Origin of the sequence: Vulcaniibacterium thermophilum, from assembly GCF_007923255.1 — a bacterium.
Lineage (GTDB): Bacteria > Pseudomonadota > Gammaproteobacteria > Xanthomonadales > Xanthomonadaceae > Lysobacter_F > Lysobacter_F thermophilum.
This window is the reverse complement of sequence record NZ_VOHJ01000079.1, coordinates 1-985: the sequence shown is the minus strand read 5'-3', so window position 1 is coordinate 985 and position 985 is coordinate 1. Positions and strand designations below refer to the sequence as shown.

Sequence of the window (985 nt, the reverse complement as noted above, 5' to 3'; positions counted from 1 at the left end):
AAGCGGGTGATGGGTGGCTGACCGCCGAGTGCGCTGTGTGGGCGGTGACAGTTGTAGTGATGCAGCCAGTCCTGCAGCGCCTCGCGGCGCTGCTGCGACGTGGCATAGCTCGTGGCATAAGCCCATTCGCGCAGGCAGGTCTGGATGAACCGCTCGGCCTTGCCGTTGGTCTGCGGGGTGTACGGCCGGGTGCGCAGGTGGCGCACGCCCAGGCGCCGGCAGGCGGCCGCGAACGCCTTGGACTGGTAAGCCGATCCGTTGTCGGTCATCACCCGCTGCACCCTGATGCCGCAGGCGCGGTAGTGCGCCACCACCTGTTCCAGGAACGCCACCGCGCTGTCCTGGCGCTCGTCCTCGGCCATCGTCACCAGCGACGTGCGCGAATGATCGTCGATCGCGACGTGCGCGAACTCCCAGCCGATGCCGCGGCTGCGGCGAGTGCGATGCCCGGTGACCCGATGGCCGGGCTCGCCAATACGCCCCAGCTTCTTGGTATCGATGTGGACCAGCTCGCCTGGCGCTTGGCGCTCGTAGCGCACCACGGGCGCCTGCGGCTCCAGCTCGCGCCAGCGACTCAGCCCGGCCCGGCGCAGCACTCGTGACACCGTCGCGGCCGAAAGCCCGAGCGCCTGCGCGATCAGGCGCCCGCAACGGCGCTGCCGGCGCAGCGCTTCGATCTGCGCGCGCCGCTCGGCGGCAATGGCTCGTGGGCTGCAATGCGGCCGGCTGCTGCGGTCGTGCAGGCCTTCGCCGTCGCGAAAGCGGCGCCACCACTTCCGGACCGTCGTTTCCGACAGACCCATCGCCTGGGCGACTTCGGCCACACGCTGTCCAGCCTGCAGGCGGCCGATCAGCACCTCTCGACCCTTCGCGGTCAGGCGCGCATTCTTGTGCATGGTTGTTCCCCTCGCGGATGGGAGCTGGGTGTTTGGCGACATCAGCTTCGCCCTCCGGTCAGAGGGGAACAACCTCTTGAAACATCACA

1 protein-coding gene is annotated in these 985 nt (G+C 69.1%); it reads right to left on the bottom strand.

The window, feature by feature from the left end; genetic code table 11:
- Positions 1 to 896 (bottom strand): IS481 family transposase (locus FQY64_RS14650; protein WP_146475480.1); only part of this gene is annotated, 896 nt, incomplete at its 3' end.
- Positions 897 to 985: the final 89 nt, after the last annotated feature.